Origin of the sequence: Nocardiopsis chromatogenes YIM 90109 (genome assembly GCF_000341185.1) — a bacterium.
GTDB classification, from domain to species: Bacteria; Actinomycetota; Actinomycetes; order Streptosporangiales; family Streptosporangiaceae; genus Nocardiopsis_A; species Nocardiopsis_A chromatogenes.
The window spans coordinates 1-980 of sequence record NZ_ANBH01000274.1 but is presented as its reverse complement, the minus strand read 5'-3'; the positions used below and the strand labels follow the sequence as shown (position 1 = coordinate 980).

Below are 980 nucleotides of genomic sequence, written 5' to 3'. Positions count from 1 at the left end.
GGCCCGGTCGCGCCCGGTGCCGCCCGTACCGTCGTGTCCGTTCAGTGCCGCGGAGGGAGCACCTTCTCCGCGGCCTGGTGAATCTCCTCGATCTCCTTCTCGGTGAGCCTGCTCTTGCCCGAGCGCAGCCACTTGCGGACCTTCTGGCCCTGGATGACGTCCACCCCGCGCAGGTTGTGGCTGTCCCAGGGCATGCCGGGGCCGTAGATCGCCAGCGCCGCGCGGACCGTGATATCCCGGCCGAGCTCCTCGCTGATCAGCCGCTGGGCCTCGCGCGCCTCGGCCAGGGCCTCGTCGATCCGCTCGTTCTTGGAGAACCGCCCGTGGTAGAGCTTCTCCAGCTTGTTGCGGAGGGGGAGGCGCTTGTCCCACGACTCGGAGTCGATGGCGAACGCGCCGCGCCGCCCCACGATGAAGTGGTCGATCTGCCCGTTGCCGCCGGGCACGCCGCGCGCGTGCAGGACCCGGTAGCCCACCTTCTTCATCACCCGCAGCTGGGCCTCGGTGCGCCGCTGGGCCATCGAGGGCTTGCGCCACCGCGGCACCTCGGACTGGCGCCGGGCGGCGTGCACCGCGAGCCCGACCAGGGTGCCCGCGGCGAAGGTGGCGCCGATGCGCCAGTCGCCGGTGAGGAGTCCGGCCGCCAGGCCGGCCAGGAGCGCGGCGGCTCCGCGAACGGCCCAGCGGCGTGCGTCCTTGGAATTGAGCAGGTCGCCATAGGTCGTCCGGGCCACGGCATCGGGGCCCGCCGAATTCCGGGAGCGGGAGTCCGCTCCGGCCGACACGAAAAAGGGCGACAGGGATGCCGCCTCCTGGCGCTGGGCGCCGTCCTTCTCACTGGTTGCCGATTCCACGATGGAAAGAGTAGTTCGATCCATATACGAGTCCTAGTCCATCGAAACTCACACTTTTCTTCCCCGGGCACTTCCCGCCGCACGCGTGTCCCCGGGGTAAGAGCAGGGAAGGCTTACCTTTCGGCC

Annotated in this window: 1 protein-coding gene; it reads right to left on the bottom strand. The window is 70.1% G+C overall.

What is annotated here, in order from left to right:
- Positions 1–41: 41 nt before the first annotated feature.
- Positions 42–854 (bottom strand): nuclease-related domain-containing protein, encoded by an 813-nt coding sequence (locus D476_RS0125065; RefSeq protein ID WP_026123840.1) that lies wholly within the window; start codon positions 852–854, stop codon positions 42–44.
- Positions 855–980: the final 126 nt, after the last annotated feature.